This is a genomic window from Phycisphaerae bacterium, from assembly GCA_012729815.1.
GTDB lineage: Bacteria > Planctomycetota > Phycisphaerae > JAAYCJ01 > JAAYCJ01 > JAAYCJ01.
This window is the reverse complement of record JAAYCJ010000096.1, coordinates 1-14724: the sequence shown is the minus strand read 5'-3', so window position 1 is coordinate 14724 and position 14724 is coordinate 1. Positions and strand designations below refer to the sequence as shown.

Annotated in this window: 13 protein-coding genes and 1 pseudogene; 13 read left to right on the top strand and 1 reads right to left on the bottom strand. The window is 65.8% G+C overall.

Features of this window, described 5'->3' with window-relative positions:
* Positions 1–15: 15 nt before the first annotated feature.
* From GXY33_07140 to GXY33_07090, 11 genes and pseudogenes are all read left to right on the top strand, one after another.
* Positions 16–1479, top strand: a complete 1464-nt coding sequence (locus GXY33_07140) for a hypothetical protein (GenBank protein ID NLX04901.1) — start codon at positions 16–18, stop codon at positions 1477–1479.
* 18 nt (positions 1480–1497) lie between these two features.
* Positions 1498–3057, top strand: a complete 1560-nt coding sequence (locus tag GXY33_07135) for a hypothetical protein (protein NLX04900.1) — start codon at positions 1498–1500, stop codon at positions 3055–3057.
* Positions 3058–3072: 15 nt separating this feature from the next.
* Positions 3073–3849, top strand: a complete 777-nt coding sequence (locus GXY33_07130; GenBank protein ID NLX04899.1) for a hypothetical protein — start codon at positions 3073–3075, stop codon at positions 3847–3849.
* Between the two features lie 13 nt (positions 3850–3862).
* Positions 3863–5218, top strand: a complete 1356-nt coding sequence (locus GXY33_07125; protein NLX04898.1) for an aldehyde dehydrogenase family protein — start codon at positions 3863–3865, stop codon at positions 5216–5218.
* Between the two features lie 14 nt (positions 5219–5232).
* Positions 5233–6381 carry a succinate--CoA ligase subunit beta gene (gene sucC / locus GXY33_07120; GenBank protein NLX04897.1) on the top strand — a complete coding sequence of 383 codons (1149 nt, stop codon included), beginning with the start codon at positions 5233–5235 and terminating at the stop codon, positions 6379–6381.
* A complete protein-coding gene (gene sucD / locus GXY33_07115) occupies positions 6378–7247 on the top strand; it encodes a succinate--CoA ligase subunit alpha (protein NLX04896.1) in 870 nt (289 codons plus the stop codon). The genes sucC and sucD overlap by 4 nt, the downstream gene beginning before the upstream one ends.
* Before the next feature lie 26 nt (positions 7248–7273).
* Positions 7274–7630: a DUF861 domain-containing protein gene (locus GXY33_07110; protein ID NLX04895.1), complete on the top strand. Its 357-nt coding sequence runs from the start codon at positions 7274–7276 to the stop codon at positions 7628–7630.
* Positions 7630–8692: pseudogene (locus GXY33_07105) on the top strand (tartrate dehydrogenase). The gene GXY33_07110 and the pseudogene GXY33_07105 overlap by 1 nt, the downstream one beginning before the upstream one ends.
* A gap of 33 nt (positions 8693–8725) precedes the next feature.
* Positions 8726–9763 (top strand): hypothetical protein, encoded by a 1038-nt coding sequence (locus GXY33_07100; protein ID NLX04894.1) that lies wholly within the window; start codon positions 8726–8728, stop codon positions 9761–9763.
* The gene (locus GXY33_07095; GenBank protein NLX04893.1) at positions 9760–11286 is read left to right on the top strand and encodes a hypothetical protein; all 1527 of its coding nucleotides are present in this window, start codon (positions 9760–9762) and stop codon (positions 11284–11286) included. The genes GXY33_07100 and GXY33_07095 overlap by 4 nt, the downstream gene beginning before the upstream one ends.
* Positions 11287–11301: 15 nt before the next feature.
* On the top strand, positions 11302–12495 hold the full coding sequence (locus GXY33_07090) for a mandelate racemase/muconate lactonizing enzyme family protein (protein ID NLX04892.1): 1194 nt from the start codon (positions 11302–11304) through the stop codon (positions 12493–12495).
* Here GXY33_07090 and GXY33_07085 read toward each other — a convergent pair.
* Positions 12482–12853 (bottom strand): hypothetical protein, encoded by a 372-nt coding sequence (locus GXY33_07085; GenBank protein ID NLX04891.1) that lies wholly within the window; start codon positions 12851–12853, stop codon positions 12482–12484. The two genes, GXY33_07090 and GXY33_07085, sit on opposite strands and share 14 nt — an antisense overlap.
* 180 nt (positions 12854–13033) lie before the next feature.
* On the opposite strand from GXY33_07085, the gene GXY33_07080 reads away from it, so the two are divergent.
* Positions 13034–13528, top strand: coding sequence for an AAA family ATPase (locus tag GXY33_07080; protein NLX04890.1), 495 nt, complete (start codon positions 13034–13036; stop codon positions 13526–13528).
* Between the two features lie 72 nt (positions 13529–13600).
* On the top strand, positions 13601–14724 hold a 1124-nt coding region (locus GXY33_07075), incomplete at its 3' end, for a family 20 glycosylhydrolase (GenBank protein NLX04889.1).

Genomic DNA, 14724 nt, shown 5'->3' with positions numbered 1-14724 from the left:
GTGAAGGAGACGATCGTGACGGCGGCGAGTCGATTGCAGAAGACGTACCTGTTCACGGACGTGCGGCACATCTGCTGCGGCGATCTGAGCTGGCATTCGCCGGAGGGGCAGGCGATTCGGTTGATCGATCCGCCCGGGCCGATGGTGGAGGCGCAGGCCCGTTTGAACAACGTGCCGCGCGGCGTGCGTCTGACGGCGCAGCGTGGCAGCAAAAGCGAGCCGCTGGCGGCGGGCACGGCGCTTGGCCGGGTGATCCATGAGGGCGGGGTGTATCGGTCGTGGGTGATCCGGCCGCGGTATCCGGAGGGTCGGAATTTCGGCTGTTACTCGGACGATCCGGCGCTGTCGCTGGCGATCGTGCATCTGCAATCGGATGACGGGTATGCGTGGCAAGAGACGGGTTGTTCGTCGATCGATCCGGACGGCTGCAGCGGGTTTGACGGGTTTACGGTGTTCGTCGATCCGTCGGCGGCGGCGGATGAGCGGTATAAGGCGGTATTTCTGGCGGTTCCGCCGAAGGAGCGGTGGGCGGCGCATTGGGCTGAGTATCGCAAGATTCATCCCTACCATCGGGACGAGCGGCTGGGTGAGCATGAGATCGACGTGATGATGGGCGCGGTGTCGGCGGACGGGCTTTCGTGGCGGCTGATCGATCGGCCGTTGATGGTGCACAAGAGTGACACCGACACCACGGTCTACTATGACGAGTCTCGCGGTCGGTACGTGATGTACACGCGGATGTACCGTCAGCAGCGGCGGACGATCGCGGTGGCGGAGGCGGAGGATTTTCGCGCGTGGGAACCGGTGCGGCCGCTGATCGCGCCGAGTCTGGACGGGCCGCTTTCGGATGACCTGTATACCAACTGCCGGACGAGCTATCCCGGCGAGCCGTCGTACCACCTGATGTTTCCGATGGTGTACCATCGGTATTCGCAGCGGTCGGAGGTGCGGCTGTATTCGAGCGAGGAAGGGCTGCATTGGCGCGAGGTTCCGGGCGGGCCGGTGATCGAGCCGGGCGGGCCGGACGAGTGGGACGGCGGGTTTGTCAGCGCGGGCAACGATCTGGTGCCGATGGGCGACCGGGTGGCGTTGCGCTATCATGCGACGTCGTATCCGCACAAGTATCCGCGGTGGCGTGAGGTGTTGGCGGCTGGGCGGGTCGGCTGGGTGACGTGGCCGAAGGGCCGGCTTTGCGCGGTGCGGGCGGACCAGGAAGGGGAGTTTGTGGCGATGGGCGTGTGTGTGGCGGGCCGGGAGCTTCGGGTGAACGTGCGGACGCCGCGGGCGGGCTATGTGAAGGTGGGTATTGTGAACGTGGAAGGCCGGTCGGCGGAGGAGTGCGATCCGATCGTTGGCGATCATCCGGCCGCGAGCGTGAGGTGGAAGGGTCGGTCGGACGTTGGCGTGGCGGAGGGTCAGGGCGTTTTGGTTCAGTTCAAGATGCGGCTGGCGGATGTGTTCGGATTTGAGTGGGTTTGACGACGGGAATGGTGCTGCATGAGTGCGACGACGTGGTTGACGGGTGAACCTTACCGGCTGGCCGGAACGCGGATGGCGTTTGCGAGTTGGTACTACGTTCGTCCGGCGGGTTTCGGCTGGTATGACGAACAGGGCAGGAACGTAGCGGTCGGCGGCGATCAGGGTCCGGATGGGGCGAGGTTTGGTCGGACGGACGATCCGGTGGGCGTGCGGCTGGCGGTTCGGCCGGCGAGCAAGACCGGCGAGTTGCTTTCACCTGAGCGGCCGTGGGAAGCGGGCGGGGTGGATATCGGCACGGTGATGCGGGACGGGTCGTTGTACCGGGCGTGGGGGACGACGGGATGGGGCGACTTGAAGGAGGGCGGCGAGAATTACTTTGTGTACTTTGAGTCGGATGACGCGGTGCACTGGCGGCGGCCGGATTGCGGGTTAGTCGAAGTCGCGGGGGATAAGCGCAACAACGTGCTCGGACGATTTGGCGGATCGGTTTTTGTCGATCCGTCGTGTCCGCCGGCTGAGCGGTACAAGTGGATTTCCGAGGCGCATTTTCCGAAGGAGGTGTACGAGGCGTACGTTCGGCGGCGGCCGGAGGCGGTCGATCCGCGGAGTCATCGGGTGGATGCCGATCTGTACATCGGCGTGCGCGGCGCGGTGTCGCCGGACGGGGTGCGGTGGTCGGTGATCGATCAGCCGCTGGTGATGCGCCACAGCGACACGCAGAACATCTGCTATTACGATCCGGTGCTTGGGAAGTACGTGGCGTACATGCGGGAGTTCGCGGCGGGGCCGCGGGCGGAGTCGGGCACGCGCGATCTGACGCCGCAGCGGTGGCTGTCGGTCGGTCGGCGGGCGATCGCGCGGGCGGAGACGGATGACTTTCGCCACTTCCCGCTGGGCGAGACGCTTCTGGAGCCGGCGCCGTGGATGAGTTTCAGCGAGACGCTGTACACGAACTGTCGGACGACGATCCCGCGGGCGCCGGAGGTGCCGGTGATGTTTCCGACGGTGTGGGACCAGGCGACGGATTCGACGTGGGTGGCGATGGCGACGGGTCATGACGGGAGGGCGTGGCAGTTTATCCCGCACGCGCGGATGTTCGAGACCGGATCGTTCGGCGGATTCGACGGCGGCAGCGTGTTCGCCCATCCGGAGTTGCTCGAGATGCCCAATGGGGACTTTGCGCTGCCGTACAGCGGCTACGACGTGCCGCACAAGTATCCACGTCGGCGGGCGCGGCGCGGGTTCGGGTATGCGGTGTGGCCGCGCGGTCGGCTGATCGGGATCGAGGCGTCGGAGCGCGGGGCGTTCAGCACGGTGGGCGTGATCGCGTCCGGCGGGCGGATTCGCATCAACGCGGAGACGAGGCGGGCGGGATGCGTTTTGGTGGAGGCGGCCGGGCTGGACGGCAAGGCGATCGGCGGGCGGGAGTTTGAGAACTGCGTGCCGCTGTTCGGCGATTGTTTTGGCTCGCCGGTGCGGTGGAAGGGGCACGACGATCTGGGAGTCGCAGCGGGTGAACCCGTAATCCTGCGGTTCCGGATGGAGGCGGGCAGCGTGTATTGCGTGGACTTCGAATAGGCCGGAGGAGATCGGATGGGCGGAGATGTTTTTGTCGATGCGGGCGGACGGCCGCGGGTACTTCGCGGGGCGACGATCTACAGCGGTTCGACCTCGGTGGCTGAGGTGGCCGGACAGGTGGGGTTCGAGACGGTGTGGATTGAGATGGAGCACGGGCCGGCGGGTTTCGAGAAGGTCGAGGCGCTGTGCCTGGCGGCGGAGGCGGGCGGCGCGGTTCCGACGGTGCGGGTATGCGACGGGCAGCGGTGCCACGTGCTGCGGGCGTTGGAGGTCGGCGCGAGGATCGTGATGGTGCCGATGGTCAACACAGCGGATCAGGCGCGGCAGGTGGTGGAGTACGGCAAGTTTCCGCCGCTGGGCCGGCGCGGGTACAACACGCGGTCGCGCGGCGTTCAGTTCGGTCTACGCGGCGCGAAGGTCGATTTCGCTGAGGCCAACGAGCGGACGCATCTGTTCGCGCAGATCGAGACGCAGGAGGCGTTGGACAGTTTTGAGGCGATCTGCGGGGTGGAGGGGCTTTCGGGCATTTTCATCGGTCCGGGCGATTTGTCGGCCAGCCTTGGCTGCACGGGCGATCTGAACAGTCCACGGATGGTGGAGATCGTGACCGGCTGTGTTCGTCGGGCGCGGGCGATGGGCAAGCACGCGGGGATTTTGGTGGCGCCGGGCGTGCTGCTGGAGGCGGCGCTGGCAGCTGGTTGCGATCTGGCGTTTTTTTGCGGCGATATCATGGATCTGGCGTGGGCGTGGCCGCAGCGTTTGGCGCAGGTGCAGGTGAAGGCGAACAGTTGACGGGAGGTTCGGTATGCGGACGATTGAGGAGATGGTGGCGTTGGCCCGCGAGGCGCAGCGGCGATGGGCCGACGCCGATCAGGCGCGGGTGGACGCGGCGGTCAAGGCGATGGCCAGAGCTGTGTTCGATAACGCGGAGAAGCTGGCGCGGATCGCGGTGGACGAGACGGGCATGGGCGTCTACGAGGACAAGGTCGCCAAGAACCGCAACAAGGCCCGCATCCTATGGGCGAGCGTGCGCGGCAAGAAGACGGTGGGCGTGATCGCGCGGGACGAGGAGTCGGGGATCGTGCAGATCGCCAAGCCGATGGGCGTGGTGGCGGCGGTGGCGCCGTGCACCAATCCGATCGTCACGCCGATGTGCAACGGGATGTTCGCGGTGAAGGGGCGCAACGCGGTGATTTTTGCGCCGCATCCGCGGGCTATCCGGTCGATGGCGGCGTTCGTGGAGGTCGTGCTGGAGGCGTGGCGAGAGCTCGTTATGCCCGAGAGCCTGATCCAGTACGCGGCGGCACCGTCGGTTGAGACGACGCGGGCGCTGATGGCGGCGGTGGATATCATTGTGGCGACGGGCGGCATGGGCATGGTCAGAAGCGCGTACGGCAGCGGCAAGCCGGCGTATGGGGTGGGCGCGGGCAACGTCCAGTGCATCGTGGATCGCGGCGTCGATCTGGACGCGGCGGCGGCGAAGATCATCGAGGGCCGGCGGTTCGACAACGGGATCATCTGTTCGGGCGAGCAGTCGGTGATCGTGCCGAAGGAGCTGCGCGGGGCGATGGCGGCGGCGCTGGCGCGGCATGGCGCGGCGGTAATTGGCGAGCCGGCTGGGCGGGAGAAGCTGCTGGCGGCGCTGTTTGTGGACGGGCAGATCAATCGCGCGACGGTCGGCGTGACGGCTGAGCGGGTGGCCGAGTTGGCCGGCGTGGCGATACCCAAGTGCACGAAGGTAATTGTCGTCGATGGCGACGGGTCAGCGGCCACGAGCCTGCTGCGGCGGGAGAAGATGTGCCCGGTGATGGCGATGTTCACGTATGGCACGATTGAAGAGGCGATCGCGATTGCGCGGATGAACCTGAACCTGGAGGGCAAGGGCCACAGCGTGAGCATCCACTCGGAGAACATCGAGAACATTGAGAAGGTTGGGCTGGCGTTGCCGGTTTCGCGGGTGGTGGTGAATCAGCCGTGCTCGACGTCGTCGGGCGGGAGCTTTTATAATGGGTTTGCGCCGACGACGACGCTCGGCTGCGGGACGTGGGGGAATAACATCATCTCGGAGAATTTGGATTACAAGCATCTAATCAACATCACGCGGATTGGTCTGCGTCCGAAGGATCCGCGGGTGCCAAGTGATGAGGAACTGTGGGACTGAAAGGACGATAGCACGTGTTGTTGATGGAGTACATTGGGCGGGCGTTGCTGGCGGAGAAGGGGATCGCGGTGCCGCGCGCGATGGTCGTGGATCGGGTCGAGGAACTCGCTGCGGTCGATCTGGCGTATCCGGTGGTGGTCAAGGCGCAGGTTGCGGTGGGCGGGCGCGGGAAGGCGGGCGGTGTGCGGGCGGCCGGCGATGCGGCCGAGATGCGGCGGGCGGTCAGCGAGATTCTCGGGATGGACATCCGCGGGCATCGGGTTGAGCGGGTGTTGATCGTCGAGAAGGTTGAGGCGGTGCGTGAGCTTTTTGTTTCGATCATTCTCGACCGGGAAAAGAAGGTTCCGGTGGTCGTGTTCAGCACGCGCGGCGGCGTCGATATCGAGGAGGTGGCGAAGGACGATCCGGAGGCGGTGGCGCGGGCGGCGATCAGTCCGATGGTCGGCGTCAGGGAGCACGTGACGCGCTACCTGATCGATCGCAGTCGTCTGGAGCCTTCGTGCTTCGAGGCGTTGCACGATGTGCTTGTTCGGCTCTATGCGGTGTGGTGGGATTTCGACTGCCTGCTGGCGGAGATCAATCCGCTGATGCTCGACGGCGACGGCCGGTTGGTCGCGGCGGACGCGCGGATCAACATCGACGACAGCGCCTTGCCCGTCCGCCAGACGAAGATTCTGGGGTTTCGCGATTCGCTGGAGCGGGAGGCGAAGGCGTTGGAGGCCCGCCAATACGGGTTTCTTTTTATTCCGGTTCGGGCGGACGGGGCGATTGCGATCATGAGCAACGGGTCGGGCATGCTGATGGCGAGTTTGGATACGCTGCAGCGGCGCGGGATGTGGGCGCGGTCGGTACTGGACCTGGGCGGCGGCGCGACGGCTGAGCGGATCGCGGAGGGCATTCGGCTGGTGATGGATCAGCCGGGCGTGCAGGGCCTGTTCGCCAACATTTTCGGCGGGATCACGCGATGTGACGAGATCGCCGCCGGCGTGCGGACGGCGGCTGAGCGGTTGAGCGACGGGCAGTTCATCGTCATTCGGATGGAAGGGACCAACAAGGCGAAGGGGCGAGAGATTCTGGCGGCGTCGGCGTCGGATCGCGTGTTGACGGTGGAGCGGCTGAGCGAGGCGGCGGCGGTGATGGCGGAGAGGATGGGTCGGGCATGAGCATTCTGGTGGACAAGGAGACGCGGCTGATCGTCCAGGGCATTACCGGCCGCGAGGGTACGTTCCACACCGAGCAGATGCTGGCGTACGGGACGAACGTGGTGGCGGGCGTCACACCGGGCAAGGGCGGTGAGGCGGTGCACGGCGTGCCGGTGTACAATACCGTCCGCGAGGCGGCGGAGCGCGGGCGTGCGAATGCCGCCATTCTGTTCGTTCCGGCGAAGTTCACGTACGCCGGGGCGTGTGAGGCGATTGAGGCGGGCGTGCCGCTGGTGATTACGATCGCCGAGCACGTGCCGGTGCGGGACATGCTGGAGCTGTATCATCTGGCCCGGGCCCGCGGCGTGCGGCTGATCGGGCCGAACTCGTTCGGCGTGATCTCGCCTGGCAAAGCGAAGGCCGGGTTTATGGCGCATCACATTTTCAGCGAAGGGCCGGTGGCGTATCTGTCGCGCAGCGCGACGAACTGCTACGAGACGGTGTTCCTCTCGACGGACGTTGGCATCGGCCAATCGACGGCGATCGGGGTGGGCGGCGATATGATCCCCGGTTCGACGTTCGTCGACCTGCTGCCGCTGCTGGAGGCAGATGAGCAGACGCGGGCGATCGTGCTGATCGGTGAGATCGGCGGCGTGGAGGAGGAACTGGCGGCGGCGTACATCGCCGACCGCGTGAACAAGCCGGTGGTCGCGATGATCGCCGGCCGCGACGCCCCGCCGGACCGGACGATGGGCCACGCCGGGGCGATTGTGGCCGCCGACGGGACCGGCAGCGCGGCCAACAAGGAAAAGGCCCTGCGCGAGGCGGGTGTGCGCATCGCCGAGAGCACGGAGCATATCGTGGACATTCTGAAGTCGTTACTATAAACGCACTGCAAAGGAGAAGATCTCTCATGGCGAACGAGATGATAAAGGTGGCGGGGAAGGACGTGCAACTCCGGCCGTTCGAGGGCATGGCCCGGTGGGCGGGAACGCGGATCGTGGAAATCTTCGACACCTCCGGTAAGACGCGGATGGGCTGCGGAATTCACGAGATCTTCAAATCGGAGACGACGGAACCGGACCGGACGGTGGACGACATTCTCTACATCCTTGAGGGCGAGGTGGAGATTCGCTTCGGCGACCGCTCGGAGACGTTTCGCTCCGGCGATTTCGCGTACCTTTCCGCGGGGATCACGGTGACGTACGTGGTTCCCGAGCGGGTGAAGCTGATGTACGTCGTGTACCCGGCGAATTGGAAGAGCGCGTGATGAAGACGCACCGGATTGCCCTTTATCCCGGCGACGGGATCGGGATTGACGTGGTGGATCAGACGGTGCGGGTGCTGGATCGCGCCGCGGAGTTGGACGGCGGGTTTACGCTGCGGTACGCGCGGTTCGATTGGGGCTGCGAGTATTATGCGCGGCACGGCGTGGTCGCGCCGGAGGATTACCTCGATCAGCTTCGGCCGTTCGACGCGATTCCTGGGCGCGCTGGGTTGGCCGCAGCGGCTTGCCGATCATATCACGCTGGCCCCTCTGGTGCGGATGCGGCAGGAGTTTGATCAGTACGCGTGCGTTCGACCGGCGAGGCTGTTGCCGGGCGTGCGGTCGCCGCTGGCGACTCCCGGCACGATCGACATGGTGGTGATCCGTGAGAACTCCGAGGGCGAGTACGTCACGTGCGGCGGACGCTTCAAACAGGGTCAGCCGGACGAGTTCGCGGTCCAGACTTCGCTGCACAGCCGCAAGGGCGTCGAACGGGTGTTGCGGTTCGGCTTCGATCTGGCCCGAACGCGTCGAAAGAAGCTGACCATGATTACCAAATCGAACGCATTGAAGTTCGGCATGGTGATGTGGGACGAGGTGCTGGAGGCGGTGCGCGGCGACTACGGCGACGTCGAGGCGGAGCGGATGCACGTGGACGCAGCGGCGATGGATTTCGTCCGGCGGCCGGCGCGGTTCGACGTGGTGGTGGCGTCGAACCTGTTCGGTGATATCCTGACCGACCTGGCCGGTGCGATCATCGGCGGCTTGGGTCTGGCGCCCAGCGCGAACATTAATCCGGCGCGGCAATACCCTTCGATGTTCGAGCCGGTGCACGGATCGGCGCCGGACATCGTCGGCAAAGGCATCGCCAATCCGGTGGCGGCGATCGTCAGCGGCGCGATGATGCTGGAGTGGCTGGGCGAGACCGATACGGCGGCGCCGATTTTCGCCGCGGTCGAGACGGCGCTTCGCGACGGCTGCGCGACCGCCGATCTGGGCGGCCGGTTGGGCACAGCGGCGATGACCGACGCCGTTCTGGAGCGAATGGACCATGGCCGTTCGTAACGAGAACATTCGCAAACGGAGAGTATTACAGCGATGAGCAGACCCACGATTGTGATCCTGAACGGCACGTGTCTCGACGTGGTCGACCGAAACCGCGAGTGGCTGGGACGGTTCGACGCTCACTTCGTGATCGACCAGGACGCGCGGCGGCTTGGGCCGGCGCAGGTGGATGAGTATCTGCGGGACGCCGACGCGCTGATCCTGCCGGCGGCGATTCGGACGCTGCCGCATCGCGAGCACATGGAGCGGTACGGGCGGATGCGGGTGCTGTCGATCGCAGCCAGCGGGTACGATTGGCTTGACGTGGCGGCGGCGACGGAACTTGGCATCGTGGTGACATACTCACCGGTCCGCGAAGGGGCGGAGGTGGTGGCGGACATGGCGTGGGGGTTGATGCTGGCGGCAGCCAGGCAAATCCCGCATCACGACCGGCTGATGCAGATGGGCGATTCCACGCGCGGGATGGGCACGTGTCTGTGGCGAAAGACGCTGGGGATTGTCGGGTTGGGCAACATCGGGCGGGCGGTGGCGCGTCGGGCGGCGGGATTCGAGATGAAGGTTGTGGCGGTCGAGCCGCAGCCGGACATGGCGTTCGTCCGCGAGCATGGCATCGAGCTGATTTCGTTGGAGGAGTTGCTGCGGCAGAGCGATGTCGTGACGCTGCACGTGCGGCTCGACGAACGGACGGCGGGCATGATCGGTCCGCGGCAGCTTGCGATGATGAAGCCGACGGCGATCCTGGTCAATACGGCCCGCGATAAGCTGATCGACGAGCCGGCGTTGACGGAGGCAATTCTCAACGACCGGCTGGGCGGAGCGGGGCTGGACGATCCGCCGGCCGATCCGCACAGCCCGCTGTTGGGTCTTGCCAATGTGGTTTTCACGCCGCACCTGGGCAACCGGGCGATTGAGGGCGTCGAAGCGGTCTTCCGCTCAGCGATCGAAAACGCGGCGGCGGCCCTTGGCGGACAGCGCGTGCCTTTGACCGTCAACCCGCAGGTCTACAGCGGTCTGGCGTATGCCCGGCGATTTGATCCTTCGGTTGAGAACGACGAAAGGAGTCATCGATGATTTCACCGTTTCACGGCAATCGGCCGCCCTTCCGGCTGGCCTCGAACATCGTTTACTTTCACGACTGGCGTTACGTGCATACCGGCGGATACGCGTGGGTCGGCCAGGGCGGCGAGAGCGTGCCGATGTGGATGCTCGACCCGATCCCGCCGATGAAGTACGAGTGGCATGAGATGCCGGTGGGGATTCACCTGGAGGCGGTGCGGGCGGCCAAGAGCGAGCCGGTGCTGCTTCCGGACCAGATCAACGAGCTGGCCCTTTTCGGCGGGACGCTGATCCACGAGGACGGGCGGTACCGGCTGTGGTACGAGGCATGGCCGCTCGAGGACTTCGACAAGGGCAACCAGATGGGCCTGTTCAACTTCCTGAAGTACGCCGAGTCGGAGGACGGCGTGGATTGGAGGCTGCCGTCGCTTGGGCTGTTGGAGCGCGACGGTTCGACGGCGAACAACATCGTATACGGCCGGGCGCTGTCGCCGGTGCACGGTTTTCACGGCGGCTGCGTGTTCAAGGACGTCGACGCCCCTCCGGCTGAGCGGTACAAGATGTTCCATCTCGGCCGGGTCGCGCCGGAAGAGACGGAGGCCTTCCGTCGGAATAGGCCGGACGCGATCGACCCGTTCCACGGGGCGGATTCCGGGTTGTTTGGAGGAGTCTCGCCGGACGGGTTGGCGTGGACGCCGATCGCCGAGCCGCTGGTGATCCAGACCAGCGACACGCACAACGTCTGCGAGTACGATCCGGTGCTCAGGAAGTACGTGGCGTACTGCCGGTCGTGGTTCTTCATGCGGCGGACGATCGGGCGGATGGAGACGGAGGATTTTCGGCGGTTCCCGCTGCCCGAGGAGCTTTTCTGGCCTGGTCCTCGAATGGCCCCTTACGAGACGTGGTACGCCAACGGCAAGACGCGGATGCCAGGCACGGTTGACTATCACGTGATGTTCCCGATGCGGTGGAGCCTGACGGAGGACAAGTTCGACTTCCATCTGGCGGTCAGTCCGGACAACGTGGTGTGGAACCTGGCGCCGGGCGGGCCGGTGTGCGAGCCGGGCGATCCGGGCCGGTGGGACGGCGGGCTGGTGGCGCCGGGGTTGGGCATGGTCGAGCTGCCGGGTGAGCGGATGGGGATTCTGGTGGCCGGGTCGGCGGTGCCGCACAAGCATCCGCGTCGGCCGCCGCTGGGGGCGCTGGCGTGGGCGAGTTGGCCGAAGGGCCGGCTGGTGGCGCTCAAGGCCCCGGTCGAGGGATCGTTCGCGTTGTTCCCGCTGACGTTCGCGGGGCGGACGATGCATCTGAATTTCAAGACGGGTCTGACGGGGTTTGTGAAGGTGGAGGTGATCGGAGCGGACGGCCAGCCGGCTGAGGGCCGCGGGTTTGACCAGTGCGATTACCTGTGCGGCGATCACCTTTCGAAGATCGTCACGTGGAAGGGCGAGTCGGATATCGGGCATCGCGACGGCGACGGCGTCAGCTTCCGGTTTCGGCTGCGCGGCGCCGAGTTGTACAGCGTCGAGTTCAAGTAGTGGAGCGGACCGTTCATGAAGATCACCAACATCGAATGCATTCCCGTTCAGGCCCCCGGGCGGACGTTAGTACCGGTACTTGTGGAGACGGACGCGGGTCTGGTCGGCGTGGGCGAGGCGGGTTTGCAGCGGCGGTGGCACGCGGTGGACGGGGCGATTCGCCACATGAAGCAGTGGCTGATCGGCCAGGACCCGATGCGGATCGAGTACCTGTGGCAGCGGCTGTTTCGCGGCGGGTTCTACCCAGCCGACCGCCTGATCGGCTCGGCGATCGCGGGTATCGACATCGCGATGTGGGACATCAAGGGCCAGGTGCTCGGCGTGCCGGTCTATCAACTGCTGGGCGGGCGGTGCCGCGACTACGTGGAATGCTTCACTCAGCCGAATTACCTGGTCCGCGACTACTGCGCCGATGCCGGCGATCTGCTCAAGGCGCTGGACGATCCGGACGCCGACCCGGCTGCGGCGGCGGAGCTGGCCCGCGAATGCCGAAGCCGCGGGCACAGGTACTTTCGCATCGGGCTGACGCCGGACGGCGAGCGGTTCGACTCGCGGGCTGCGGTGCGCAAGCTCGTGGCCCAGCTTCGCGCGGTGCGCGACGCGCTGGGCGACTCGATGGAACTGATGGTCGATCTGCACACACGGCTCTCGCCGGATGAGGCGATCTGGTTCTGCCGCGAGATCGAGCCGCTGAACCTCTTCGCGGTCGAGGACCCGATCCGTTCCGAGCATATCAGCGGCTATCGGCACATTCGCGAGCATACCGGCGTGCCGCTGGCCGCGGGCGAGCAGTGGGCCAACAAGTGGGAATTCCGTGCGGTGATCGAGGAGGAGCTGGTGGATTACGTGCGGATCGACATCTGCATCGCCGGCGGGTTGACCGAGGCGAAGAAGATCGCGGCGATGGCCGAGGCCCATCTGATCAGGACGCTGCCGCACAACCCGCTGGGTCCGGTGTGCACCGCAGCGTCGCTGCATCTGGACCTGGCGTGCGACAACGCCGGCCCGCAGGAGGTGATTTTCCCGCCGCAGACCACGCTGCCCGATGTGTTCGAGTGCGCGTTCGCGATGGACGGCGTGCGCCTGACGGTCCCGGAGGCGCCGGGCATCGGCGTGAGGTTCAACCGCCAAGCGGCCAAGGCCCATCCGGCACAAATGACCGAACCGCCGCACTTTTCCCGCGAGGACGGTTCGTTTACGAACTACTGACGGCTGGGATGTATCCCTCGGCTGAGATTTCAATGGCAAAGTCCGTGCCGAACCACCCGCCTCGACTTTCGGATTCGGGCAGAATGAATCGGCCGGCGAGGTCCGTCCTGGTTTCGGAGCGCACGTGGTCGTGCCCGGAACCGTCCGGCAGCGGGTTGTCGTGCCGCCACCCGTCGGCGCAGACCCGTGCGTCGGCGATCGGCGTTCCGCTGTCGGCGTCGACGACCGTTCCGGCATAAGGGCCGGCAAAGGGCAGCGGCGGAAAGAGGAAGCGAACGGCAAGCGTGGCCGCCGCTGCGATTCCGACCAGCAGGAGCAGGATCAGAACATTCCGAGATGTCCTTGACTCACCGCCCATCGTCTGCAAGTATATTCACAATGGCCGCGGCTGCAATGCCAATCCGTCTCGTGGGTTTTCGGCCATTCCTCAACTGCGACAAGAAGTGACGACCATGACCACTGGGTGCGAGCGACACCACCGGCCAAACGTCGAACACGTCCTTGACGACCTCTGGCCGCGCGGACGGAGGCGGAGGCGATGAAGGTCATCGTGGTTACCGGCGCACCGGGAGCGGGTAAAACGACGTTGCTGCCGCAGCTCATGGAGGTTTTGCCTTCGGCGGCGGCGTTTCTCGATGGCGACGACGTTGGCCGAACCCGGCCGGCCAATCTGACAGCCGAACGGCTGAACCTGATCCAGGACAACATGCTCGCCTGCGCCCGCAACTTCGCCGGCTGGGGGGCTGCGTATCTGGTCGCGTGCTTCTGTTTGCCCAGCCAGGAACGGCTCGACCGTCTCCGGACTCTCCTGCGGGCGGAAGGTTTTCCCGTATTGGCGGTAGGACTGATCCTTGACGACGAGGTTCTGGCCGGGCGGCACGAAGGAAGCGAGTACATAGCCGAGGCCCTGCGCTGCAACGCCGGAGTCAAGGCGCTGTCCGGCGTGATGACCATCGACACCACGGCGTTGTCTCCCGAACAAACCGCCCGCGCGATCGCCGAGGCGGCCGGCCATGACGCCTTCTTCTCCTGATGTTTCCCGTAGCGTCCACTCGCCGGTTGGCTACAATGGTGCGTTGCCAATCGCGATTTGCTGGAGATGACGATGTCGAAGATGTTCCCGATCAACGGCGTGATGATCGACATGGTGCGGCTGACCGAGCGGCTGGAGTATTACCAGCGGCTGATCGACCAGTGCGCGGGCTGGGGCCTTAACACGATTTTGCTGCACTTCACCGACGACCAGGGCTGTGCGATGAAGTTCGAGTCGCATCCGAAGCTGGCGTCGCGCTACGCCCTGAGCAAGAAGCAGATGGCGGAGCTGGTGGCGCGGGCGGACCGGCGGGGCGTGACGCTGATCCCCGAGATCGAGTCGTTCGGGCATACGTCGTACATCACCGAGCGTGCCGGGTATCGGCATCTGGCCGACGGGCCCGGCGGGCGGTTCGGGTTTACCGCGATCTGTCCGCTGCACCGCGAGACGCTGGCGCTGTTCGGCGACCTGTATCGCGAAGCGGCGGAAGTGTTCGCGACCTCACCGTACATCCACATCGGCTGCGACGAGGTGAACTTCGGGCATTCGGCCCACAGCCGCAAGCTGCTGGATCGGACGCCGAAGCACGCGGTCTTCGGCCAATACGTGGCGGCCCTGGTCAAGCTGGTGCGCAAGACGGGGAAGGAGGCGATCATCTGGGGCGATCATCTGCTGCACGACGAGCGGATCGCCGAGTACATCGACCGGAAGGTGATCGTGCACGACTGGCGCTACGACCCGCCGCTGCCGCCGGGACAGGTGACCGCCGTCGCCAAGATGGGCTATCGGGTGATCGGCGGGCCGGGCCTGATGTGGTACAACTATCGCCTACGCTGCCCGACGGCGGCATGGGAGGTGCTGGACGAGTATATCAAGCGGCTCGGTCGGTTGGCGGCGGATCAGCGGCTTGGCATGATCAACACGGTCTGGGTGCCCACGCGCTACACCAGCGGCGCGATGTGGCCGGCGCTGGCGGTTCACGCCAAGCGGATGGCGGGCAAGATGCGAGGCAAGGCGTTGCGGGAGTTCTTCGCGGAGTTCTGGGGCGTTCGGTCGGCTGAGTTGGCGGAGGCGGTTGATCGGGCCGATCGCTTGGCCCCGAGTTGTTCGTTCATGAAGCTGCTGTGGACCAATCCGAGCGAGCTGGCTGAGGCGATCTGGAACTTCGAGCCGTACAGCCGTCAGGCCGAACCGAT

What these genes read in the sequence shown, in the direction of transcription:
- GXY33_07135 (NLX04900.1), top strand. Translation starts at nt 1,498, where the DNA reads ATGAGTGCGACGACGTGGTTGACGGGTGAACCTTACCGGCTGGCCGGA.
- GXY33_07100 (NLX04894.1), top strand. Translation starts at nt 8,726, where the DNA reads ATGAGCAGACCCACGATTGTGATCCTGAACGGCACGTGTCTCGACGTG.
- sucD (NLX04896.1), top strand. Translation starts at nt 6,378, where the DNA reads ATGAGCATTCTGGTGGACAAGGAGACGCGGCTGATCGTCCAGGGCATT.
- GXY33_07085 (NLX04891.1), bottom strand. Translation starts at nt 12,853, where the DNA reads ATGGGCGGTGAGTCAAGGACATCTCGGAATGTTCTGATCCTGCTCCTG.
- GXY33_07090 (NLX04892.1), top strand. Translation starts at nt 11,302, where the DNA reads ATGAAGATCACCAACATCGAATGCATTCCCGTTCAGGCCCCCGGGCGG.
- GXY33_07130 (NLX04899.1), top strand. Translation starts at nt 3,073, where the DNA reads ATGGGCGGAGATGTTTTTGTCGATGCGGGCGGACGGCCGCGGGTACTT.
- GXY33_07080 (NLX04890.1), top strand. Translation starts at nt 13,034, where the DNA reads ATGAAGGTCATCGTGGTTACCGGCGCACCGGGAGCGGGTAAAACGACG.
- GXY33_07095 (NLX04893.1), top strand. Translation starts at nt 9,760, where the DNA reads ATGATTTCACCGTTTCACGGCAATCGGCCGCCCTTCCGGCTGGCCTCG.
- GXY33_07110 (NLX04895.1), top strand. Translation starts at nt 7,274, where the DNA reads ATGGCGAACGAGATGATAAAGGTGGCGGGGAAGGACGTGCAACTCCGG.
- GXY33_07125 (NLX04898.1), top strand. Translation starts at nt 3,863, where the DNA reads ATGCGGACGATTGAGGAGATGGTGGCGTTGGCCCGCGAGGCGCAGCGG.